12 protein-coding genes and 5 pseudogenes are annotated in these 22,782 nt (G+C 66.3%); 7 read left to right on the top strand and 10 right to left on the bottom strand.

The genetic code is table 11. The features are described from left to right. Nucleotides 1–374 precede the first annotated feature (374 nt). Both AQJ11_RS49645 and AQJ11_RS47895 read left to right on the top strand, forming a co-directional pair. Entirely contained in the window at nt 375–4,832 is a 4,458-nt protein-coding gene (locus tag AQJ11_RS49645) for a hypothetical protein (RefSeq protein ID WP_208616776.1), read from the top strand. Nucleotides 4,833–4,863: 31 nt separating this feature from the next. Continuing rightward, nucleotides 4,864–6,135 (top strand): annotated as a pseudogene (locus AQJ11_RS47895) (ISAzo13 family transposase); the annotation flags it as partial. 41 nt (nt 6,136–6,176) lie between these two features. On the opposite strand, the gene AQJ11_RS44445 reads toward AQJ11_RS47895, so the two are convergent. Continuing rightward, on the bottom strand, nt 6,177–7,046 hold the full coding sequence (locus tag AQJ11_RS44445; protein ID WP_079082719.1) for an IS5 family transposase: 870 nt from the start codon (nt 7,044–7,046) through the stop codon (nt 6,177–6,179). Between the two features lie 822 nt (nt 7,047–7,868). Here AQJ11_RS44445 and AQJ11_RS44450 point away from each other — a divergent pair. Beyond that, nucleotides 7,869–8,297 (top strand): VOC family protein, encoded by a 429-nt coding sequence (locus tag AQJ11_RS44450; protein WP_059267325.1) that lies wholly within the window; start codon nt 7,869–7,871, stop codon nt 8,295–8,297. 471 nt (nt 8,298–8,768) lie between these two features. Here AQJ11_RS44450 and AQJ11_RS44455 read toward each other — a convergent pair whose 3' ends face one another. The 3 genes from AQJ11_RS44455 to AQJ11_RS44465 all read right to left on the bottom strand — a co-directional run bounded on the left by AQJ11_RS44455 (nt 8,769) and on the right by AQJ11_RS44465 (nt 11,282). Then, nucleotides 8,769–9,974, bottom strand: a complete 1,206-nt coding sequence (locus tag AQJ11_RS44455) for a globin domain-containing protein (protein ID WP_059267317.1) — start codon at nt 9,972–9,974, stop codon at nt 8,769–8,771. Nucleotides 9,975–10,096: 122 nt separating this feature from the next. After that, nucleotides 10,097–10,540: an RrF2 family transcriptional regulator gene (locus AQJ11_RS44460; protein WP_059267326.1), complete on the bottom strand. Its 444-nt coding sequence runs from the start codon at nt 10,538–10,540 to the stop codon at nt 10,097–10,099. A 562-nt stretch (nt 10,541–11,102) separates the two neighbouring features. Continuing rightward, complete coding sequence (locus AQJ11_RS44465) at nt 11,103–11,282, bottom strand: hypothetical protein (protein WP_059267318.1); 180 nt, start codon at nt 11,280–11,282, stop codon at nt 11,103–11,105. Between the two features lie 607 nt (nt 11,283–11,889). Here AQJ11_RS44465 and AQJ11_RS52580 point away from each other — a divergent pair. Both AQJ11_RS52580 and AQJ11_RS48995 read left to right on the top strand, forming a co-directional pair. Beyond that, nucleotides 11,890–12,719, top strand: a pseudogene (locus tag AQJ11_RS52580) (transposase); the annotation flags it as partial. Next, nucleotides 12,701–13,082, top strand: a pseudogene (locus tag AQJ11_RS48995) (ISAzo13-like element transposase-related protein); the annotation flags it as partial. The pseudogenes AQJ11_RS52580 and AQJ11_RS48995, both read left to right, overlap by 19 nt. Nucleotides 13,083–13,146: 64 nt before the next feature. Here the strand turns inward: AQJ11_RS48995 and AQJ11_RS49000 are convergent. After that, nucleotides 13,147–14,514 carry a hypothetical protein gene (locus AQJ11_RS49000; RefSeq protein WP_059267319.1) on the bottom strand — a complete coding sequence of 456 codons (1,368 nt, stop codon included), beginning with the start codon at nt 14,512–14,514 and terminating at the stop codon, nt 13,147–13,149. A gap of 565 nt (nt 14,515–15,079) precedes the next feature. On the opposite strand from AQJ11_RS49000, the pseudogene AQJ11_RS44480 reads away from it, so the two are divergent. Beyond that, a pseudogene (locus AQJ11_RS44480) lies at nt 15,080–15,298 on the top strand (lamin tail domain-containing protein); the annotation flags it as partial. A 374-nt stretch (nt 15,299–15,672) separates the two neighbouring features. On the opposite strand, the pseudogene AQJ11_RS47910 reads toward AQJ11_RS44480, so the two are convergent. Both AQJ11_RS47910 and AQJ11_RS44485 read right to left on the bottom strand, forming a co-directional pair. Further along, nucleotides 15,673–16,204: pseudogene (locus tag AQJ11_RS47910) on the bottom strand (IS5 family transposase); the annotation flags it as partial. 19 nt (nt 16,205–16,223) lie between these two features. Then, the gene (locus tag AQJ11_RS44485) at nt 16,224–17,129 is read right to left on the bottom strand and encodes a transposase family protein (RefSeq protein WP_059267327.1); all 906 of its coding nucleotides are present in this window, start codon (nt 17,127–17,129) and stop codon (nt 16,224–16,226) included. 265 nt (nt 17,130–17,394) lie between these two features. Between AQJ11_RS44485 and AQJ11_RS44490 the strand changes: the two genes are divergently transcribed. After that, entirely contained in the window at nt 17,395–18,636 is a 1,242-nt protein-coding gene (locus AQJ11_RS44490) for a lanthionine synthetase C family protein (protein WP_059267321.1), read from the top strand. Between the two features lie 98 nt (nt 18,637–18,734). Here AQJ11_RS44490 and AQJ11_RS44495 read toward each other — a convergent pair whose 3' ends face one another. From AQJ11_RS44495 to AQJ11_RS44500, 3 genes are all read right to left on the bottom strand, one after another. Next, entirely contained in the window at nt 18,735–21,815 is a 3,081-nt protein-coding gene (locus AQJ11_RS44495) for a lantibiotic dehydratase (RefSeq protein ID WP_059267322.1), read from the bottom strand. A 162-nt stretch (nt 21,816–21,977) separates the two neighbouring features. After that, a complete protein-coding gene (locus tag AQJ11_RS52330; protein WP_268252875.1) occupies nt 21,978–22,100 on the bottom strand; it encodes a hypothetical protein in 123 nt (40 codons plus the stop codon). A 182-nt stretch (nt 22,101–22,282) separates the two neighbouring features. Then, nucleotides 22,283–22,782: IS5 family transposase (locus tag AQJ11_RS44500; protein ID WP_107120985.1), on the bottom strand; the 500-nt coding region annotated here is incomplete at its 5' end.

Raw genomic sequence — 22,782 nt, forward strand, 5'->3', positions numbered from 1 at the left:
AGACCGATACGACCGTCCCCGCCCACCCCACCGCCACCACTATCAGAACGTCCGGCACAACGCCCGCCACGCCCGACAGGCACAGCACCCAGTCCTCCACCCCCACAACAGAACGCGCCGCGCCCGAGATCGCCGCCGCCACCTCGCACGATCACCACACCGAAAACAGCAACAGCCCAGGCACCACCATCAACACGGGCAGTACAGGCCACGCCGACAAGGAGCAGACCACCCCGGGTGGCGACCCCCAGCCCGGCACCGGGGTGCCGCACGACCACAACACCGAACCTCAGCGCGTCCGCTCCTCCCACGCAGCCGTCACGCCTGAAGCATCCCAGACCCCACCAACAAGCCCGGGGGCCAACAGCCCTGTGATGTCCTCCCAGCCGGAGCACACCACACCCCCAACCACCCGAACCAACCACACCCCACAACAGGCCACCGAACCAGCCATCCAGACCGGCAAAGCACCTGCCCCGCGAGCGGCCGAACAGCCCACAGCGCCCGCCCAAAGCACCGCCTCGCAAAAGGCCCCAAACGGCCCAGGCGGCCCAGCCCAGCCGGCCACCGAAGCTGGCACACCGGCCCAGGCGGGGCCAACCCCATGGCTGGCGCCGGACATCGACCTCTACCACTCGGTCAACTCCGAACTACGCGAGCATTACGCGGCTCCGCAGGCCGATCCAGTCCACCTGACCCCGCAAGAGGTCACGGCACTCCGTGCCGAAGCAACCGCCGAATACGGCGCCGCTCTGTCCCGGAACACCAAAGACCTCGCCGGACAACTCGTCGACCACTACCTCGACCACGGACTCGGCGGCCTACCCGGCGGCACCCTCGGATGGGAGATTGAGGATCGACACCGCATCACCTTCGAGGGCAACGTGCCGCCCAAAGGCACAGTCCTTGTCAAAGGAAATGGAATTGAGCTACAAATTGATAGCCACAGATTTTATCGGATCCACGACGGGCGTTTGATCGGCTCAGCGGACACTGCCCTCGAACTGACTCCGACCGGCCGCTCCCAGCCAACGGGTGAGGCGCACATGATTGTAGAAATTGTATCCTCACCGTATCGCATTATGGCTGGCGAAGAAAGGCCGGGAGTTGATGAAGGAATAGTGGCCAGCGAAAAGGCGCGCCACAGCCTTTCGTTCGCCGATAAATCGCGCACACCAGTCAGCCTCGCTTCGCTTTTCCTTGAATCCGAAGGCTGGACCGTAACAGAGAATGGACAGACGGCCATCGTGTGGCCTGCCGTTGATCGTGAAGGCCACCTAGCATATCCGCAGTATACTGCAGGCGTCCCCATTGACGGTGGAAACGGATTTCTCGACTTCGTCGAGGAGAACATCGATACCCACGGCCCCGAGGTGCCGGTAGGGTCGGTGTCGTCACCGCACGAAGAGCGGAACAGGTGGCGGCAACTTCTAAGCCGCGCTCATGACCGGCCTGCGGAAGTGGCTAGCGGCAGCAGCCGGCGAAGAGCCATCGAAAGCTCAGTGGCCTCCTTCGGCGAGGGCCAGGATCTACCCCTAGCCGCAGCGAGCGGGACTGATGTTTCGATGGCTTCATATGAAGACGGAGAGCTTCCGCTATTGCGGGCGGAGTATCTTCGTGAGGTTGAAGAGGACCTCGGATCCTATGCGGAATTGGCGACGTTCGAGGGCGTCCGTATTGAAGACGCGGCGAGGGTCTTATATGCCAGGCGGCGTGCCATCGGTGTTAAGTACAAAAACATGACGCCGGAGGAAAAGCGAGCGGCAATTTTCGAACGGAATCTGCGCAAGTATGGGGATCCGCTAGGGGCCTCGGTCGTTGCCCCCCGCGCCCTCGGTTTGCCGGGCGGCATGCCTGCCGCCCGGCAAACAGTCACGCTCTCCGCAACAGGGCTGCAGACGCAGACCTCGCACACGCAGACCGCCGAGGCAGACGACGTAGCGATGGCGACGGCGGAAGGCGTGACACATCCGTCGTCGTTGGTGTCTGACCCGGAGCCTCTGACCGGAGACGCCAGCCAAGGTCTGCCGCCCGGAACGGCTGCAAGTTCCCCCGCAATGCACCGACCTGGTGAGACCGGAAGGGCGGACCAAGCGGCGTTGTGGCGCGAGCGGCTAAATCCTCCGCTTTCGGATGCATCAGAGGGCACGGTCGTAGACACCACGGTCGCGGACAGTGCTCGCAGCAGGGCGGTTGACGACGGGGAAGCGCAGAGGCGGGGAGATCTGGCCACGACTCGGCGTGCGAACGACCAACGTGATGTGTCCACACGTAAGTTGGCGGATGCCGACATCTTGCCCTTCTCCACCCATCAGGTTTTCGCGCCGCCCGAGCCGGCCAGACACAGCGGTTCGATCGCGTCCGATACCCAGAGGGACGCCGTCGACAGGGTGAAGGATGACAATTCGGCGATATCGACGGACGAGAGTCTCGCTCAAGAACGAGGAGCGGAGAAGATACCCGCTCACCTCACTGAAGCGACTTCCGACTTCCCCGACGTTATATTCGCACCGGGGGGTGGCGCGTTTGACTTGGCAGCCAAGTCCGCCGAGGCGGTGTCGCCGCGCGTTTACCGGGAGAGGGATTGGGCTGATTTGCATGAAGTGGTGGCGCAGACCCTGAAGGCTCATCGCGATCAGTGGCCAAGTACAGGAGACGCCTTGGCGGATGAAAAGCGGACGTCTCTGTCCCCGCATGAGCTCTCGATGCAGAAATGTCTGACATTGCTGCAGACTCTGCGGGGGGTTTTGTACCCACAGGGTATTGCTCCTGCATATGTGGTCGATGATGAAATATTGAACGGTCGCACCCAGAGAAATGGGATTATCCCCGGGTTCGATTGGCGAGCGGTCAGCAAGTGGGACGACGTCACCCGGGCACTCATGCACGAGACGACCGGCCGGGGCAGTACCGCGTTCGTGCTCGCCAGGCGCCCGATGGGATTGGGGCACGCCTTTGCGGCCCATGTCCTGCGCACTGCCGATAACGCTGGGGAAGTCGTCTGGATCGACCTGCAGAATTCCAACCCAGCTGACCGTATGAGTACCACACCGCCACGCATTCCGCCCACTGAGACACAAGTGGTGATCGTTGATGGCTTTGGTCGGATCGCGAAAGATTCCCTACCTGATTACCAGCTGTCCACCGCTGCTGCACTGGTTGACCCTTCTGAGAGCCGCCGCTATGGGCGCGCCGGCGCAGAATACGAATTCCGTGTATCTATAGGACTAGCTGACGATACACGCATATATGGTGAGACTATTGCCCGCCATCGCAACGGTTCCGAGTTCAAGGTCGACACGAACACGTTCTATAGAGTGGCTTCCGATATTTATCGGAGCCTTGCCGTCGCTCAGAAGGCGGGTCGTAAGGCAGGTATTTCCTCGCCCAAGAAGGAGAAGCATGTCATTCTAGAACTCGTTCTGGCCCCATTTTCAGTACTTCCGAGTGAGGGACTACAGGGTTCGCAAACTCTCGAAGATGCCTTGCGATTCGTTTCCACTACAAGTCGTACCTTGGCTTCCGCTGCGAGAGGAGTAACAATTGGGCAAGTTCTGCGCGAGGAAGAAGGATGGACCGTAGAAGAGCAATTTCTCCACAAAGAAATCATCCCGCTGGCAGACGCAGGGAATGATGCATACACGCAGTTCACCATTGGTGTTCCAGTGGACGGCCTCCTCTCCCTTCTTCGTCTCACTGAGGCAAGGGGTGACGACTCAAGGAGCTTTGCATTATTCCCCGCATCTCGGGTGTTCGGAATGCGCCTGGCAGAGTGGTTTGTCAGGACTAAAACGGGGCTTGACCTCTCCGAGGGAGAAATAAACCTACTAACCGTGGATCCGGGAGTGCGTGAAGTTTGGGGATACGGCTGGCTACTGTTCAATCATTTGGCCATCCGACCTCTCTTTCACCGCTACAAGCTGAGCGGGCTTTTCAAGAACATGCTTCCCGCTGCCTCCCGGCATGAATTGGGATACGTCCGAGATGTATTGAAGAGCGACGTGGCGAACTTCTTCGAAGCGCACGCCCAAGAAATCGAGCACATGTTCCTGGTTGCGCTATGGGAATTCTTTCGAGAGATAGAGCCAGATATTCCCACGCGACCTGATCCTGCTGCTCTTAGTTTTTCTCTCTATTTCGATGAAGAAAATGGCGTTGATGTCCAAGCCCGCGATTACCTCACCTACATCCTCACCGGGCGCAGCAGTGGATGGTATCCTTCTCATGCCCACACACTCGGAATGGTGCATTACGATATGGATTCGCACCTCGGTGTCCCACTGGCTCTGCTCGAATTGCGGCATTTTGGCGGAAAGGGGGGGCGCATGTCCGAAGCTGAGAGCGCATCCCATTTGCGAAAAGTTTCCGAGGTGGCAAGCGCCTGTTTTGAGGATCATGTGAGACAAGGGCGATCGGGTCGCTCAGATGACCTGAAGGAAATCGTGCAGGTTGTCCAATCTCATCGTCACATATCGCGTGTCTCACCGCTGCTCGAAATAATCCCAGAACTGGTGAAAATAACACCATGGCACAGGTCGGTTGACAGCAGTGACATTCTGTTTCTCGCGCATTCGCTCGTCGCCGTGGCCGTCACCGGTACCCCCTTGGCTGAGCAGGCGGGAGAGAAACTAGGCCTCGTCACCAGAGAAGTCGAAGCAGCTCTCACTGCGAGGCCGCTACCGCCCTACCTCGCCAATCTCAGAATGCAAGAGCGACTCCAGGGGGCTGCCGAGGCAGTCAGAAATATAATTGCAACTCAGGCATTTCGGACGCCAAGGCCGTTGCCGACATCTTCCCCCGTGTCCGGAAATGAAGCTGCGCGACTTCGCTGAGGCGTCCCCGATCCTGTGCTACTGGCCGAAGACATCGTCGGATTGCCGTGCACTTGCGAGGGAACTGACCCGGGCCGGCACCAGGAAAGCGCGGACACCGTCGCGGATCTGCTGCGGGAGGAGGGCTTCAGCCTGCAGGCCAACGCGAAGACACTCGGGGGCAGCCAGCACGTCGACCGGGACGCGCAGTTCCGCTACCTCAACGTGCAAGCGCGTACGCACCGGGACGCCGGCCAGCCGGTCATCAGCGTGGACACCAAGAAGAAGGAGCTCGTCGGCGCCTTCAAGAATGACGACCGCCAGTGGCGACCGTCAGGTGATCCGGAGCCGGTGAACATGCACGACTTCACCGACCCCCACTTCGGGAAGCGATCCCGTACGGGGTCTACGACCTGGCGGCGAACACCGGCTGGGTCAACGTGGGCACCGATCACGACACCGCCGCGTTCGCGGTGGAAGCGATCCGTCGCTGGTGGCACGGCCAGGGCCAGGCCGCCTACCCGCAGGCGACACGGCTGCTGATCACCGCCGACGCGGGCGGCTCCAACGGCTATCGCACCCGGGCCTGAAAGCTTGAGCTTGCTCGGCTCGCCGCTGAAACGGGATTGATGATCACCGTCTGCCACCTGCCGCCGGGCACGTCGAAGTGGAGCAAGATCGAGCACCGGCTCTTCTCCCACATCACCATGAACTGGCGGGGCAGGCCGCTGACCAGCCACGAAGTCATCGTCCAGTCCATCGCCGCGACCACCACCCGCACCGGACTACGCGTCACGGCCGAGTTGGACACCAACAGCTATCCGACCGGAGTCACGATCGGTGATGCGGAGATGGCGGCGTTGGCGCTGACCCGGCATGCCCTCCACGGCGACTGGAACTACGTCCTTCATCCCCATCCGGCCCCGGCTGTCCCGGCACCCCGGACTCTGGGACCGTGTGAGCCGGAGTGGGCACCGGTCCTGCTGTCCGACGCAGTACTGACGGGAATGTCTCTGGACCGGTTGCACGACTCGGTCCAGACGCTGGCGCCGGACGGGGACACCTAGCGAGGCCGCCCGCCTCGACTCGCTTTCCCCGATCAGGTCCTGGCCACCGTGCTCCACCTGCACCTCGCCCTGGCCGCAGAACCCCTCGCCATCCTCTGCGGCAGCAGCCGCACCGCTATGCACCGCACCCTGCTGAAGATCAGGAAACTGCTTGGAGCACACGGCATCGTCATCCCACCCGCGACCACCCCACCCGCTGCCCCCTCCTGGCCCTCCAGACTCGAATCCTCGCCCAGACAAGATCAAGGCAACGTGTTGATGGTCTGCAAGCCCTTAGAGGTCGTTTTCGCCCGATGTTTTACCCGGGAATCACCTGTTTGTTCTGTGGTGTCGGGTCGCGCCAGGAGATGGTGTTCTCGCCGGTGAGGCGGCGGGCCATGAGGTCGGTCATGGCGAGGTGGATCATGGCTTCGGAGCGGGTGGGCAGGGTTTCGTAGTCGCGGGCCAGGCGGCGGTGCAGCATGAGCCAGCCGTAGGTCCGTTCGACTGCCCACCGCTTCGGGATGGGGGTGAACCCCCTGGTCCCGGGCTTGCGTTGAGTGATTTCCATGTCGATGCCGAGGGTGGCGGCATGTTCGACGAGGTGCTGGCGGTAACCGCCGTCGCCCCAGACCTTGCGGATGCGGGGATGTTCGGCGGCGACCTGGTCCAGGAGCTGGGTGCCGGCGATCGAGTCCTGCACGCTCGCCGCTGTGACCAGCACGGCAAGCAGCAGTCCGAGGGTGTCGGTGGCGATGCCCCGCTTCCTGCCGACGATCTTCTTCCCGGCGTCGGTGCCCTGGCCGACGGCGGGAACGCTGGTGGAGGTCTTGACGCTTTGGGCGTCGATCACGCAGGCTGACGGCTCGGCGTCCCGACCTTTCTTCTCCCGTAGAAGCTGCCGGAGCAGGCCGTTGAGCTGGGCGAACACGCCGTCCTGCTGCCACTTGGCGAAGTAGCCGTAGACGGTGTTCCAGTGCGGGAAGTCGTGGGGGAGGTAGCGCCACTGAACCCCGGTGCGGTCCACGTACAAGATCGCGTCCATGATGTCGCGCAGGTCATGTTGCGGCGGTCGGCCGAAGTCCAGGGCCCTGCTGCGGCGCTCGTAGCGCCAGGCCGCCAGCACCGGCTCGATCAACTCCCAGCGGGCATCGGACAGATCACTCGGATACGGGCGTCGCGTCGACATGCCTCCGGCGTACCGCCGCGGACCGAGAGTGCCCAGGCGCACAGCGACACCGACGGAAGCGCACGGTCGCGAAGGCCGGACGTCCTGGGATGAGACAGGCGCAAGTCACTTCCCGCCTCACCTGTCACCCCATCTGAACAGCAAAGATCAACTCGCATCTCCAGCAGCACGAGCATCACAACCCGGCGATCTGGAAATCGCCAGATAAGCAACCTGACGGCGTAAGACGGAAGCGCAGTACACCACCACCGGCGACAAGACCGATCCTGGTAGAACACGGCGAGCAGGACGGTCGGCGGGATGTGGTGCTCCTCCGCGGCGCCGAGTAGGTTCTCCTGGCGGGTGCCATGCTGTTCGCAGCGCAGGCCAGTGCCGCGTCGCCCGACAGGGCAATCGGACCACGTGCAGCCTGTCACGGACCTTGGTCTCATCCGGTCATCCTGAGCAAAGACGTCAGGAAGAGATGTGGTCATGACGACAGTGCACGTCACTTTGCTCAGCGCGCTCCGCGAGGTTCCGGCCGTGGAGCTGCCGTCCTTCACCCCCGCCGCCGGTGGTCGTGCCCTACGCCACTTCGCCCTGGAACTGCACGTGCCGCACGAGCGGCACCAGGAACTGGAGGCCGAGCTGCGTGCAGCCTCCGCACCGGAAGGGGAGCCTCTGCGGGGACGTGACGCAGCCTGGCGTGTGGTGGGCGGTTGGACGGTCACCACACACGGGCGCAGCCCCGAGCTATACGACTACAGGGTGGAGATCCAGGAGGTGGAGAGTCCGGAGAGCACCGAATCGGCTGCGGTCGCCGCTGAAGGCAGCGGGTCCTTCTTGGAGTTCAGGCTGGAGCTGGTCGTCCTCCCCGTCTCCGACGTCGATCGCGCCAAGGCCTTCTATCAGGCGGTGGGGTTCCGTCTGGACGGGGACCACACCAGCGACGAATCATATCGAGTGGTACACATGACGCCTCCGGGATCTCCGTGCTCAATTCTTTTCGGAACCGGGGTGACAACAGCCCTGCCTGGCACGGTCCGGGGACTCCACCTCGTCGTGACCGACATCGAAAGGGCGTGCCTGCAACTCCGTGAGCGGGGCGTCAAGACGGGTGAGATATTCCACGACACCTGCGACATGTTCCACCGCTGCACTGACGAAACCCGGCGCAGCGGCCCCCATCCCCAGCGGCTCAAATACCGCTCGTACGCCACGTTCAACGACCCGGACGGAAACGAGTGGGTGCTGCAGGAGGTGCCTGCGTAGCCCCAATGAGGGCAGGCGCCGACGCCCGCATCCTCCACGCTGAGACAGCGGGGCCTGCGCCGACCCGCAGCTTGGCGTCGGTCGCGGTCGCGCTGGACGCGGCGCCCGTTGGCCGATCGTGGCGGACGAATTGCCGGTGCCGCGCTGTTGCCCGGCCGCGCGCGGCCGGGCGCTCGGTGGCCCGCCACGCCTTTCAGGCGATCGCCGCCCCCGCGCTCGGCGGAAGCGTCTGATCCGGCGCTGATGCGTCGATTCTGTGTCGGCCTCGGCGGCGGGGCCGTTCGCGCACTTCCACGTCATGCAGACCTGCCACCCGTGAGCCGCTCGGTATCTGGTAAGGACACCCCCGCACGTGGTGACACCCCCCAGCTCATTCGTGCGACAGTGGGGGACCAGTCATGCCGGCCCGGAGGCCGGCTCTGTTGCGGAATCGCGAAGAAGACAACGAGGGCGGCGCCGGCCGTACGGGGCCTACTTGCTGAGCCAGAGATCGGGGCCGAAGACCTCGTAGTGGATGGCGGACGGGTGCAGTCCCTTGGCCAGCAACTGGCCCCGCACCGCGCGCATGAAGGGCAGCGGGCCGCAGAGGTAGGCGGTGGTGTCGCCGGTGAGGTTCAGATCGTCCAGAACGGCGCGCCCGGAGTAGATCTGGGGGCCCGTAACGTGGTGTGCGTCGTTTTCATACCACAGGTGCAGATCGGCGCCGGGTATCCGGTCGACCAACTGCGCCTGCTCGGCGCGGTGGATGTGGTGACGCGGACTGCGGTCGGCGTGCAGCACAGTGACGGGGCGCGTGGCGTCGGTCCGGCCGAGGTGGTCCAGCATCGAGAGCATGGGGGTGATGCCGATGCCGGCGGAGGCGAGCACGAGCGGCGTGTCGGCCTCGGACAGGATCAGGTCGCCGGCGGGCAGTGACACGTCGAGGACGTATCCCTCCTTCGCGTTCGCGTGCAGCCAGGAAGAGACCTCTCCGTCGGGGACGGTCCCGTCGGCGGAGCGTTCGCGCTTAACGGTGATCCGCCAGGTGTCGCGGCCGGGAGCGGTGGAGAGGCTGTACTGCCGGATCTGACGTGCGCCGTCGGGCAGTTCCACCCGGACGCTGACGTACTGCCCGGGCTTGAAGGGCCGGGCGGGCCCACCGTCTGCGGGGCTTAGGACCAGCGAGACCGCGTCGGGGGACTGCTCGTGGCGCTCGGTGACGACCATCTTGCGCCAGACGTCGCCGTCGGCGACGCCGGCGGCGGCGTAGAGGCGGGCTTCGGTGGCGATCAGCGCGTTGGCCATCAGCCAGTACACCTCGTCCCAGGCGGCGGCCACCTCGGGCGTGACGGCGTCGCCCAGCACCTCCGCGACGGCGGCCAGCAGGTGACGGCCGACCAGCGGGTAGCTGTCGGCGGTGATGCCGAGGGAAACGTGCTTGTTGGCGATGCGGGACAGGATGGCGTCCGGACGTTCGTCGGGCCGTTCGACCAGGAGGGTGGCGAAGGCGGCAACCGCTCCGGCCAGTGCCTCCCGTTGTGAGCCGTTGACCTGGTTCGTACGGTTGAAGAGGTTGAGCAGCAACTCGGGGCGTTCTTCGAACAGTCGCTGATAGAAGTGATCGGTGATCGTGGTGAGGGAGGCTCCCACGGCGGGAAGCGTCGCCCGGACGACGGGGACCGACTGCGCAGACAGCATCAGACATGCTCCTGTGTTCGATGTTCCGAGTAATTGGTATGTAGAATGCATATTTAAGGCCGCGTCCGGCCCCCAAGGAACCCCTGCCGGGGGTCCCGCGGGGGAGGGGGTTCCCCTCTTGGTTAGCCGGCGGGTGCGGCGCCGAGCGTGAGCAGCACGGGTCCGGTCGGTGACTTCACCAGGTCTGCCACGGTCACGGTGTCGAGCGAGGCGTAGAAGGCCATCTGCGCCTGCCGCAGAGCGTTACGCAGACGGCAAGCGCCAGAGAGGGGGCATGGGGTGTCGCCCTCGCACACGACGACCTCGCGGTCGTTCTCCAGTGTCCTGATCAGTTCGCCGACGCCGGTGTCCCGGCCCGCGGCGGTCAGCGACAGTCCGCCGTTGCGTCCACGCCGCGCCTCGATCACCCCGAGGTGCTGCAACTCCGTCACGGCTTTGGCCATGTGTGTGTACGGCACGTTCGTGAACTCGGCGATCTGCCGTGTGGTGACCAACTGGTCACCGTCCAGGACGGCCAGCCGCATCACTGCCCGGAGTGCGAGATCCGTGTATCTGGTCAACCTCACGAGATCACCGTAGCATTCTTGCATCTTAGATTCGTATTCACACGGTGTGATCCGGATCTCTCCGTCGGGCCCCGGTTGCTGACGTGCCCGCGGGACGCGCGGCAGGCCACGCTGCTCGCCGAAGACCGCACAGCCGCTTGTAAACCGCCGGTCGGCCAGACATGGTGTTCCGCGTCCCGTCGGTGACTGCCCCCCTGTGCATGCCGCCGGACGCACCGCGGGACTGGGGTCGACTTGGACGGATCACGTGTGCGGTGACCTTGGCGGTGTTCGCCGTCGCCTCGACCGTGTGGACGCCCTCACCCTGGCTCACGGCGACGTCAGCCACACCCTGCCGACCGGTCCAGCCCGGAGCGCATACCCGGCCTCGTCGGAGTCCCCGGCCCGGCCCGCGAAAGGCGCCACCATGAGGCCCGACGCGTGACGGCCTACCGTGTGCGGACGCCGACGCCCAAACGGGGGCGGTGGGGTGCCCGCTCGAATTACCGCACGCCGGCTGTCTTCCGGCTCCTGGCTGGCCTTGTGTCGCCGCCCGGGCGCGCCGGGCGGCCCCACACACAATTCAGACCTGCACCGAAACCTTGTTGGTCTTGACAGTCTCGGCGTCCGCAGTCTCGCCCGTGGTGTCGTCGGCAGCGTATGCGGTGTCTTGGCCGGGGTGTGCGGTGTACATCACGGCCCTCTGCCGGTGCGACCTCTCGATGCGGCCCTTTTTGACGAACAGTTCGAGGGTGTTACGCACGGTTTGGACGGACGTCGCCGTTCGGGGTGCGCAGCTTTGATTGCGTCGAGAACCTCACGCGCGGTGTGCGGATGTCCTGGAGACTTCAGCAGCAGGACCAGGACGAGCTCGTGCTGTGCCGGCTCGTCGTCCGTCTTGCCCCCGGTCTGCTTCGCGGCGGTGCTTCCCTTGGCGGCAGCCCTCTTCCCTGCGACCGGCTTGTCCTTGGCTTCGAGTCGCTGCGAGAAAGCGGGCCGGGGCGCCTTGGTGACGGCCCTGGCCGATGCGGGCGGCTCGCCCTGTCAGGCGTGCTCCTGTGTGGCCGCCGACGACGCCTGGTCCGCACCGGTGGCGGGTTCAGTCCGGACATTGTCGGGCTTGCCCCAGGCAGCCTGCTCTGGGCTTGTAGCCGACCGGTCTTCTGCACAGCAAGCGGGCCGACGTCCAGGAATGAATCTCTCCTTCGCACCATTGTCTGGGGCGCCCTGTCCTGCCTGGCAGCACGCCCCCCGGGGTGGACGAGACGTGCTCACGAGCAATGACTCGCCCACCCCTCTCTAACGAGTTGGTGCGTGATAGCAGGTGAGGCGTCGTGCCAGGTTGGTGGCATGATCCGGGTGTGGCGATCATGGTCAATCGGACGGTGCTGGCGCATCGGCTGTTCACGGGGATCTAGCAGCGTCATCTCGCGCGTCTGGTCAAGGAGTTGGCTGTGTCGTGGCAGGCGGCCTGGAGGGCCGCCGTCATGCTGCGTGGGGTGGGGCCAGGAAGCGGGCCGCGGGTGCCGGCGCCCGTCACCAGCTGGTTTTCGTCGACCGGCTGGTGGCCACGCTGATCCATCTGCGACACGACCTGCCGCACGCGGTGCTGGGACTGCTCTTCGGCGTCGACCGCTCCACCATCACCCGTGCGATCGCAGAAGTACGCACGCTCCTGGCCGAGCGGGGGTGCGCGGTTCCCGACCGTCCTGATCTGCTGCGGACGCTGACAGACGTGTTCGCCGACGCCCAGGCCGTGGGCATTGAGCTGCGCTTCGACGCCGCCGAGATCCAGGTTCGTCGTCCGCCGGCCGGACGTGGCGGCCGGCGCGCGTTCGTCTCCGGTAAGAAGAACCAGAACACGATGAAGGCCACCGTCATCGCCGACTCGCGTGGCCGCACGTTATGGACCGATGCCCTGCGCCTGGACGTATGCACGATGCCACGGCCGCCTGCAACGAAGGCATAGCCATCTGTTTCCAGCATTTTCCCCGACGTCGAGGTCCTCTTGGACGACGGTTATCTCGGCCTGAGCCGCGACCACCGCGGGCAAGGGATCACACCGCCCAGAAAACCGCGTCCGGGAGCACTGCCCGGCAGAGTTGAGCAGTGGAAACGCGACCGCCACGGTCACTCCTCCGACCGCATCACCGTCGAACACGCCCTCGCCGATCACAAACGCTGGAAGCAACTGACGCGCACCTCAACGGACGGCAGCGGCGGCTGATATTGGGGGCCGCAGTCCGGATCATCCCGGGCCACGGCGGTGTCCGGGCGGTTGCGCGGGCGGCCCAGGTCAACGAGATGACGGTCCGCAAGGCCGTGGACGAACTGCAAGCCGACGAGGAACCTTCGGGACGGGTGCGCAGGCCCGGTGGTGGCCGGAAGAGGTCGGCCGATCTTGATCGGACTGCGGCCCGCGCTGCCGGCCCTGGTGGAACTTGACGAACGGGGAGATCCGATGTCGCCGCTGCGCTGGACGGTGACGTCAACCAGGAGCCTGGCGGCCGCGCTCACCGGTCAGGGACACCGGGTGAGCGCAGACACAGTCGGGCACCGGCTGACGCTGATCCAATTGGTGATGTACAACGATATTTTGACACGAGGACGATGGTCAGCAGATGGTGTCAATTGGTCCGTGCCGCGAGCAACTGGGCGCGGGTGTATGTGGTCGTTCGGTCACAAGGGGTGTCCCGCAGCAGTTCGAACAGGCCGCGCGGTGCTGCCGGGTCCGACGAACGGGCGGCCGAGGCGGAGATGTCGTCGAGGAGGACGTCGATGAGGCGGGCGAGGATGTGGCAGCCGTTCCCGGAGTAGCCGAAGCCGATGCCCGAGCCTTCCCTCTCGGGTGCGAGCCAGAGGGTGCCGTCCTGGGTGCGGATCCAGCAGGTGTAACCGCTGCCGCTTAGCACGACGGCGGCGAGCGGCGAGCGGGTGGGTAGCCGTTGGAGGCTGTAGGTGTAGAAGCGCGCATTGCGACCGCCCGGGGAGTGGTGCAGCACGGGGAGACTGGTGATGGGGTCGTGTAGGAGGACGTCGGCGTCGTCGGCGTGACGCAAAAGGCCCTTCTCCAGGACGGTGGGCGGCTGGTCATCGGCAGCAGGGGTCAGGCGCTTGGCCCACTCCTGGGCAGTGGTGCAGGAGACGGGGTACAGATCGGTGACGGCGCCTGTGTGCCAGTCGCGGCCGCCGTCCCAGTGCTGGGCGAAGTCGGCGACGCGGTAAGCGAGAACGTCGCGGCGCTCGATGATGCTCAGCCAGCCGGCGCGTCGGACCGTCTCCGTTGGTTCTGGTGGGGTGGGGCGCAGCAGCGAGGCGGGTACGGCGCCGAGGGTGAGATGTGCGCCGTCGCCGCCGCCGGCCGCGTCCTTGCGCAGCTCGGCGATCTGGCGGGTGACCAAGGTGTGGTCGCGGCGGCGGACTTCCCGGGCGAGGTACCAACACACCTCGGCGACCGGGGAGCCGTCTGGCTCGTCAGCGGCGAGCTCGGTCAACGCCGTGATAGGAGTGGCAACGTCCCGGGCGGGTACCACAGCCGGCGCGGAACCCGGCCGCCAGGCGGCGATCGCGTCACGGTCGCGCAGCGTGTGGAACCAGTACGGCGCCGGCTGCCCGAGCGCAGCCGCCAATTGAGCCCACCTAGTCTCGTACTGTGTACCGGACCCGTCGATGTCATAGGCCAGGAGCTGGGGTACGTATGGCTGGGCCACCTGTGTTGCGGTCTGCGCCGCCACTAGGCACGCATACCGGTCGATGAGACTCACACCGTGGCGGTGACGCAGGGCACGAACAACCTCCCGGCAACTGGCGTTGCCTGTGGTCAACGAATGCGCCAGTCCCAGGCCCCCCCGGCCGGTGTCCCAGCGCAGGACCGCGTAACCGTCGACGAACTCCACTGCGTCGAACGCCACTTCGCTTGAATGTCCGCGCTGCAGCCACCGCTCCCGCTTGCCGTCGCTCTCGTCGTCCAGTGCAGTCCGCGTGAAGAGCCCCATATCCTCCCGCTCCCCAGGATCCGTCGGCAAGGCCACCCGGTTGCAGTTAACACCCGGACAGGCATACCGACTTCACCCTGCCCGCCCTCACGTGCCGATATGCGTCGAGCGTTGGGCGAGCGGAAGTACGGCGACAGGGACGGCTCGTGATCCATTGGGAGGCGCCGTCGTCACCTCAGGGTGCGGATGCGGGCGGCTGCGCCGGGCCAAGCATGCGAGACAGCATCATGGATCCAAACAACGGAGCAATGGGTACAGATCAACCGGTTGCGGAACGTGTGCTTGTTCCGCCTATCCATCGTTGTCAGCTCACGAACGCACGTGAAGTATCTCTGACGACCATCGCAGATCCTCCAACATGCTGATCAGGGCCACAATGTCAAGATATCGCAGTCTGCTTCCCTCTTGCCCGTCCTGACGGCTGACTACGTAGAACGCCAGGGGCACCCGTTTGGGGAGTGGTCCGCCTACACGCTGGCGTGCCCGGTAGTCGACCAGACGCTCACGGCGAATCGGAAGGAGCCACGGTGGCTGACCGAGCTGCGTGAGCGATGGCGCTACTCGGCGCGCCACCGTCCGTGTCCACACCGGCATCGGCCGTGACAGGGAGTCGGACCGGTTCCACGACTGGCTGGCGTACGTGTGGGACAACCGCTCCGACACCGCGACCCTGCGTAACGACCACGGCCGGTTCGTCGACGAAGTCTCCTGGGGCCACCACCGCGATCACTGCGACGACGACCGGCGTCACGGCGGTGACCGGTGCGACGGACACCACGACTGACCTCATGCAACAGTAGATGACGCCGGCCCAGGAGCCGGACGTGTCCACGGTGGGTCGCCTCGTGCGGGCGGCCCACCCTCCTTACGCGGTGGCTGAGTCAGCCGGGGTGGTAGCCATCCCTCCCTGTACGGGCGCGCGCAGGCGTTCCGGGACCGGCCCCGGCGAGGGTGCCGGCCCCGGACTCGGGGACTGGCCGCGACACCCCCACCCCGGAGGGAATGCACAACGCACACAGCGGAGTGCCCCTTGCCGACCCACGCAAGCGGAGCCAAACGGGTGGTCTGTCCGATCCGAGGTCCACGGTCGGCCGGGACCGTGCCGCTGATCCCCGGCACGCCGACGCGGTGGTACAGGTTCTGCTTCGCGCCAGAGGCACGGCCGCGGCGAGGGTCGTGTCTCGTTTGGTGACCCTCCACCATCGGCTTCAGCCCTTCGCTGTCGTGGGTGTTACCCGCCGAAACAGCGACGAGGAGGGGCAGTCCGTTCGCGTCCGACAGCACGTGCATCTCGGAACCCGGCTTGCCCCGGTCCACGGGGCTCGGACCTGTGTGTTCGCCCCCTTTTAGCGCGGACGGGGGCAGTGTCGAGGACCACGCGGGTGACGTCGATGAGGCCAGCGTCGTCGAGCCGGTGCAGTACGGCCTCGTGCAGACGGCCCCAGACACCGGCTCTCGACCAGATCAGGAGCCGGCGGTGAGCAGTCGACTTCGATATGCAGAAGCACGGTGGCAGAGCCCGCCAGGCGCAGCCGCTGACCAGTACGTAGATGATGGCCGCGAACAGCGTCTCATCAGGCATGTCCTGCGTTCCCCCGCCCTGCGGACGCACCCTCGACGGAGGGATCAGCGGCCTCGCGATCTGCCACAGCCCGTCCGGAACAATCCAACTCCACGTACCCCGCCCCATGGCCTGACCAACGACCGCCTCACCACATAGGACACGGTCTTACGAGTTGGTGCGTGATAGCGGGTGAGGCGTCTTTAGCCTGGTCGTGGCAGCGCGTCAGTTGCTTCCAGCGTTTGTGGTCGGCGAGGGCGTGTTCGACGGTGATGCGGTCGGATGAGTGTTCGTGGCGGTCGCGTTCCCACTGCTGGACTCTGCTGGGCAGTGCTCCCGGGCGCGGTTTTCGTGGTGGTGTGATCGCTTGCCCGCGGTGGTCGCGGCTCAGGCCGAGGTAGCCGTCGTCCAGGAGGACCTCGACGTCGGGGAAGTGCTGGAAGCAGACGGCGATGCCCTCGTTGCGGGCGGCCGTGGCATCATGCATCCGTCCAGGTCGCAGGGTGTCGGTCCATAAGGTGCGGCCCCGCCAGTCAGCGATGACGGTGGCCTTCATGGTGTTCTGTTTCTTCTTCCCGGAAACGAATGCGCGCCGTCCGCCGCGGCCGGCCGGTGGCCGGCGGACCTGGATCTCGGTGGCGTCCAGCCTCAGCTCCACACCCTCGGCCTGGGCGTAGGCGAACACGTCGGCCAGAGTCCGTAATCGCAGGCCGGGGCGGTCGGGGACCGCACACCCCCGCTCGGCCAGTAGCGTACGTATCTCTGCGATCGCGCGGGTGACGGTGGAGCGGTCGACGCCGAACAGCAGGCCCAGTACCGAGTGCGGCAGGTCGTGCCGCAGATGGATCAGCGTAGCCACCAGCCGGTCGACGAAGACCAACCGGTGGCGAGCCCCGGCTCCTGCGGCCCGCTTCCTGGCCCCGCCTCGTGAAGCATGACGACGACCCTCAACCTCGGCTTGCCACGGCACCGCCAACTCCTCCACCAGGAGCGCGAGATGACTCCGAGAGATCCCCGTGAACAGCCGGTGCGCCAGCAGCGCCCGATTGACCATGATCGCCATAGACGGATCATGCCACCGGCCAGGCACGACGCCTCACCCGCTATCACGCACCAACTCGTTAGGCCGACAAGCGCCCCTCCGAGCGTCAGTGGCCGCCCAGTTTCGGCATCGCCAGTTCCTTCGCATGAGTTGGAAAACCATGTGAAGGAAGCCCTTATGGTGGTGGCAGTGTGTTCAGCCGAGTCCGAGACGGATGCGTTCAGCCCGTCTCCGCTGCCCAGGCGACAGTCCTGCACATACATCGAGGAGACCCACCATGCCCACCGTCATACCCGCCGCCGTGACCGCTGCGGCACTCACCGCTGCCGACGACCTGGCCCGCATGCTGTCCGACCCGAACACCGTTCCCCAGCTCGGCCACCAGTCGCAATCGCTTGCCCATGGAGCCACGGGGATCGCCCTGCTGCACATCGAGCGAGCCCGAGCGGGCCGCGGTGACTGGGCCACGGCACACACTTGGCTGGCCTTCGCACTTCGCGGACAGGTGCACGCGGGTGTTTACGCGAACCTCTTTCACGGGGTACCCGCGCTCGCCTTCGTCACCCACCGGGCAGCCGCCGGGGCGGACCGCTACCAGCCTGTCCTGTCGCGTCTGGACGCCGCCACCATCACGGTCACCCAGACACGCCTGGCCGAGGCGCACCGGCGCATGAACCGTGGCGCGAACCCGGAGCTGGGCGAGTTCGATGTACTCCGGGGACTGTCGGGCCTTGCCGCCTATCATCTGAGTCGGCATCCGGATCACCAGATCACGCGGGACATCCTGTCCTGTCTGGTGCGTGAGACGGAGCCGTTGCCGAGTGCGCCGGCCGAAGTGCCGCCTTGGTGGACGAGAAGTGCGCCGGACGGCTCACCCAGCGTCGAGTACCCGCACGGACACGGCAACTTGGGCATGTCCCACGGCATCGGCTCCGTGCTGTCCGTCCTGTCTCTGGCGCTGCTGCGTGGCCAGGGCGTCCCAGGGGCGGCCGACGCGGTGCGACGTCTCTGCGCCTGGACGGACGAGTGGCGCCAGGGCGATCTGGCCGCCCCTTGGTGGCCGGCCGTGGTCACCTCCGGCCACCCGGCCGGTGACCTTCCGCCGACGGGGATGCGTAGGCCCCGGCCCTCATGGTGTTACGGCGTCGCCGGTATGGCAAGAGCCCAGCAGCTGGCGGGTCGCGCTCTGGGCGATGCCGCCCGTGTGTCGACCGCTGAGAATGCTCTGTTGGCGGCCCTGCGTGACCGGGTCCAGGTGGACGAAGTCTCCGGGATCGGGTTGTGCCACGGCCTGGCGGGCCTGTTGCAGTCCGCGTTGCGCATGGCCAGAGAGACGGGCAGCGAGGCGATCGCCGCCGCGTTGCCGCATCTGGCCGAGCGGCTGGTCACCACCGCCGTTCGGGGAGGGCACGGTCCCGACTTCCTGGAGGGGAGTGCGGGGGCGGCCCTGGCGCTGTACACCTTCGCCTGGAGCGGCGGGGCTTCGCCGCACTGGGACTCCTGCCTGGCGCTGGCCTGAGCGTGGCGGGGCGGTGCCCGGCCGTCGCAGGGAAACGTGCCGGGCGCCGGACGCCACGGCGGCGGTGCGATGGCCCCGAGGTCTCGTGGTCGCCGCGGTCAGTCCGTTCGGGCGGGACCCGCCGGACCGGGCATCCGTGCTTCCCGGCGCGCGGCGCGGCGCCGGCCGACACGCGCCTCCACCACTCCACGAGCCAGCGCGTACACTCGGCGCTCGTCGTCGGCGTGCTTCAGCCGCCTGTTGCAGTGCATGTGAACCAGGGAGCCCAGCACATCCCCGGATTGGGCCTCACCGTCCCGTTCAGCCGCGCGATAGACCGCTGCGGCGTACTCGTCGAGCTTGGCGAACCATTCCTCCACGACATCCGAGACAGGCCCGGGGGGCTCATCGAACGAGATCCGCCTCAGAGCTTCCGTACGCATTGCGGTGAACCTCTTGTGCAGACGCTCGTTCTTCGGGAAGACGTCGAGGAACCACCTCTCCCAGTCCTCGGTCCGGTCCGCGTAGTGAGACACGGCCGCGTCCCCGTGTCCGGCCTTGTGGAACCGCCGTACGAGGGACACCACATCGGTCGCGACGTCCAGCGGCGTATCGAGTCCTCGCGCCAGCCGGTCCAGGGCGAGCCGGCTGTCCGCGCAGAAGAACTCCTCCGCGCGCGCGATCAGCGACGGCCCGCCGTATCGCTCCACTTCGGCCCGGTAGGTGTGCAGGGCGCAGTCGCTCGCCAGTCCTGCGGCCATCAAGTCACGGCTCCAGGAGTGGAGTTCGGGCAGCACTCGCCGGGCAATCACTGCGGGGTCCCCGTGAAACCGCAGCCGCAGATGAGGACGCCCTGTGTGTTCCTCCGCGTAGCGGATGAAGAACCACGTCTTGATGTCCTCACCGAGGCGCCGTACGAGGGGAGCGAGCCGGTCGAGGACCTCCTGCTGGGCATCGGCCGAGCAGTACAGATGCTGCGCCACCCAACTCCCGCCGGGCAGATGGCGCATGGCGTCGTCCCTGGCGCGGGGCGCGCGCAGCGTCGTGGTCCGCACCCGAGGTGCCGGAACGGCCGGATAGACGGGAACGACGATCTCCGCCGAGTAGCCGCCCCCGGGACCGCGCAGCCAGCCCGGGCCGCAGTCCGGCGAGGGTTCCTCCTGCAAGACCACTGTCTTCTTCGCCGCCTCCTCGCGGAGCACGCGGCTGTCCGGTTCGGTGCGCAGGTCCAGCAACAGGTACTGGTCGCCTTCGACGAGGCGGACCAGGTCGGGCACGTTCCAGCGGCGGCGCCAGCCGGCCAGCGCCTCCTCGGGATCCCGGCCCGCCAGGTCCATGGCGGTCAAGCGCCAGGTCGCGAGGTGCAGCACCGTACGTCCGTACCGCACGCCGGGCAGGAAAGCCGAGCGGTGCAGTGGTTTCCAGCTCCAGCCGGAGAGTTGACGACGCCCCAGCGTGGGTGCCTCCCGCAGGAAGCGGGCAATGTTCGGAGCGAACTCGGGAACCAGCAGATGGGGGACGTAGGGGGAGATTTCCCTGCCCGAGGCCCGGTCGTACAGGTGGAAACCCTGCAGGTCGGCGCCGACCAGTACGTCGTCCAGGCGCACCCGGCCGGGGGCGTCCAGGTCGTCATAGAGGCCCACGGAGAGGGAGTGCTCACCCACTCGGGGTACGGCGGCGACATCTGACCCGGCGTCGCCGTGGGTGGCGTACATCAGCTGCACCGGCAGCACACGGTCGCCATCGGGGTAGGCCTGCTGGACCGCCTGTGCCGTGGTGTCGGCCGCGTCAAGCAGGTGTGTGAACCTGCCCCAGGAGGCGCCGGCCTGGGGACTCACGAGGGGGGAGAGGAAGAGTGTGAAGTCGCTGTGCTCGACGGCCGTCAGTGACGGGGCGTGAAGCATGGCGAACAGCTCCGCTGAGCGAGGCAGTTCATCCGCGGGTTGGGCTAGGGAAGCGATCAGTTCGTCGGTGAGTTCCACATGTCGGCGCCCGGCGGCGACAGCCTCCATGATCAGGCCCGTCAGGACGGCAACGCGTGCCGGGTCATCCGGGGCCGCGGACGGTAGGACCCGGTGACCGGCGGGCCACACGTATCCGGCTGGCGCCCCCAGTCCACTGTCCGGGTTCAGCAGTTCGGCGACTGGTACTAGTTCGCCCTGGCTGTACCGCTCCAGGAACTCGGTATGGTACGCACGCAGCGCGCGCTGTGCCGGCTGGTCCGGATCCGAGAGGCGCCAGAGCACGGTCGCGGCACGCTCGACTTCGCGTGCGACGCTGTGCGGCAGTCGCACATCGGCGTCCAGCCCCAGATCGACACTGGCCGAGCCGGTTGAGCCGACGCCGCGGTAGAGCGCGGACAGGGCGCTGTAACCCTCTCCTACCGGCTGCTTCCCGTAACTCTCGAAGAGCTCGCGGAAGCGGTGCCCATCCGCCCATTGCGGATCGCGTTCCACTACGTGCGCCAGGGGGTCCGCCGTCTCCGGCCCTGGGCGTATGTCCGTCACCAGCACGTGCAGGGCGACGAGTTGCTCCAACAGCTTCCACAGCTTCTCTTCGGATGCCGAGGGGAACCGTCGGCCCAGCCGCTCGCACAGGTGCCGCGCCGGTACCGGTCGGTTCGCCTCGCACAGCACCATGTCCACCGCGGCGGTCCTGCGGACCTTGCGACGCACGACCTGGCCGCCCTGAGCGACATGCACGACCACATGTGCTCCCTGGACGAAGGATGTGTTGTTCACCATCACACGGACATCGGTGAACCCCGCAAGGCCCGTCTGGCGTATCCTCCGGTCCAGGCCCTCGCCGAGCCAGGCACGGCGAGGGCCAACGCGCTTGCGGTGCTCCTTCCCCAGCGTCGCGGAGACGGAGTCACTGAACGTCCCCAGGGCCACCCCTGCCAACAGGCCGAACGGTGTCGCCCTGGTACCGCTGCGCAACACATACCGTTTCAGTCCACGCAGCGCCTTGCGCATGTCCTTGTCCGACAGTTGATGCCCTGCGGTCGCTGCCTCGGCCGTCGCGGCAAGGGAAGGGCTGGACACCAGGACCGCCTCCCTGAACACCGGGTCGGCCCATGGTCCGAGAGGGCCGAAGAACGCGTCGGCGCCGATGTCGCCGGCCCGCCGGGCTCTGGCCGCCGGCGCGATGGGCGCGCGCACCATGAAGACACCGGCGGACGTGAAGAGTGACTGTTCCATGTGTCTCTGTCTGTCGAGGGTCCGATTGCCGCCGATACGTGCGTGAACAATCGGAGAGCGAGTGAACGGCCTGACATGTGAAGTCCGCCGCTCACCCGCTCCCAGTCCTGCCCGGATTCCGCTCGGTACGGAGCGGACGCGGGCTTCAGACTGCCGAGTGTGTTACCAGTCGCAGTGCATGCTGCCCATGCCCGAGCTGAAGCTGCGGGTCTCAGCGGCCTCCGAGAGGAACTCGTCGACGAAAACGATCTCGAAGTCCTCGTTCAGCTGGTCTTCCGTCTGCATGTGCCTCACCCATTTCGAGTCAGCGAATTTCACAACAACGCGGCAACCATACCACTGCGCAACACGCACAGTGTGACAGGCTGTGTTTGGTCTTGGTGCGAAGCGACGTGTGCTCTCTTCGGTGGTCGATGTCAGGGCCTGTGTGGGTCAGCTAGGTTCTGTCTCCTTGGTGAGCGTCGTGCCTAGATAAGGATGCCGGCGAGGTGGAGTGCGGCCTGGTAGGCGATGGCGAGTTTGTCGGTTCGTGTGGCCAGGCCGCGCCACTGCTTGAGCCGGTTGATGCACCGCTCGACGGCGTTGCGCTGCTTGTAGGCGTCCGCGTCGAAGCCGGGTGGGCGTCCGCCGTGGCGGCCCCGGCGCAGGCGGTGGCCGATCTGGCCGGAAGGCTGCGGGATGACAGCTCGGATTCCCCGGCGCCGGAGGTGGCAGCGGATGGCGCGGGAGGAGTAGGCCCGGTCGGCCGGCACGGCGAGGGGCCGGGTTCGTGGTCTTCCGGGGCCGGTGCGGGGCACGCGGATGCGGGACATCACGGTCTCAAAGGCGGGGGCGTCACCAGCCTGGCCTGCGGTGATGGTGAAGGCTAGAGGCCGTGCCCCGCCGTCCGCGGCCAAGTGAACCTTCGTGCTCAGTCCGCCGCGGGGGCGTCCGAGAGCGTGGTCGGCTGGTTCCCCGGAGCGGGCCG

It is taken from the genome of Streptomyces corchorusii (genome assembly GCF_001514055.1).
GTDB lineage: Bacteria > Actinomycetota > Actinomycetes > Streptomycetales > Streptomycetaceae > Streptomyces > Streptomyces olivaceoviridis.

Excerpts from the sequence above, each read along its gene's own strand:
- AQJ11_RS49645 (WP_208616776.1), top strand. The coding sequence starts at position 375 with ATGTCCTCCCAGCCGGAGCACACCACACCCCCAACCACCCGAACCAAC.
- AQJ11_RS44445 (WP_079082719.1), bottom strand. The coding sequence starts at position 7,046 with ATGTCGACGCGACGCCCGTATCCGAGTGATCTGTCCGATGCCCGCTGG.
- AQJ11_RS44455 (WP_059267317.1), bottom strand. The coding sequence starts at position 9,974 with ATGCTGTCTGCGCAGTCGGTCCCCGTCGTCCGGGCGACGCTTCCCGCC.
- AQJ11_RS49000 (WP_059267319.1), bottom strand. The coding sequence starts at position 14,514 with ATGGGGCTCTTCACGCGGACTGCACTGGACGACGAGAGCGACGGCAAG.
- AQJ11_RS44485 (WP_059267327.1), bottom strand. The coding sequence starts at position 17,129 with ATGGTCAATCGGGCGCTGCTGGCGCACCGGCTGTTCACGGGGATCTCT.
- AQJ11_RS44490 (WP_059267321.1), top strand. The coding sequence starts at position 17,395 with ATGCCCACCGTCATACCCGCCGCCGTGACCGCTGCGGCACTCACCGCT.
- AQJ11_RS44495 (WP_059267322.1), bottom strand. The coding sequence starts at position 21,815 with ATGGAACAGTCACTCTTCACGTCCGCCGGTGTCTTCATGGTGCGCGCG.
- AQJ11_RS52330 (WP_268252875.1), bottom strand. The coding sequence starts at position 22,100 with ATGCAGACGGAAGACCAGCTGAACGAGGACTTCGAGATCGTTTTCGTC.